This is a genomic window from Komagataeibacter kakiaceti JCM 25156, assembly GCF_000613305.1.
This window is the reverse complement of sequence record NZ_BAIO01000933.1, coordinates 1-514: the sequence shown is the minus strand read 5'-3', so window position 1 is coordinate 514 and position 514 is coordinate 1. Positions and strand designations below refer to the sequence as shown.

The 514-nt window shown below is 48.8% G+C and carries 1 pseudogene; it reads left to right on the top strand.

Annotated elements, in window-relative coordinates:
* A pseudogene (locus tag JCM25156_RS29260) lies at nucleotides 1-118 on the top strand (OmpA family protein); the annotation flags it as partial.
* Between the last annotated feature and the right edge of the window lie 396 nt (nucleotides 119-514).

Sequence of the window (514 nt, the reverse complement as noted above, 5' to 3'; positions counted from 1 at the left end):
TGGCGTGCCCGCCAACGCGATCGACATCCATGGTTATGGCGAAGCCCACCCGCTGGTGCCCACAGGCCCCGACACGCGTGAGCCCCAGAACCGCCGCGTCGAGATCATCCTGCACTGATCCGGCCGGACCGTTACTGAAAAAGGGGAGCACGATGTGCTCCCCTTTTTTATTGCCTAATGTTTCCGTGACTTCGCGTGTGTACAAGGCAATTTGTGTTTTTTTTGCCACAAAATACTCTAAATCTTTTATTACATTATTGTTTCCACAACGATATTCCCCATTTAGTAACTTGTTATTAAATATAAAAAACCCTTACTCCTCAGCCTCGCGTCACAGTGTCACCTTTCTGCCGTTCATGAATGGCGGGCGGAACGGAACCACAGGAAGCATGCTGTGTTTGGGATGGTAGATGGATTAATCTTCGCATCATTGGAAAGATGTGGTTTACAAAGAAGTAATAACATGAGGAAGGATGATCTTATGCGTCTCCGCTCTGCTCTGCTGGCGACCAGT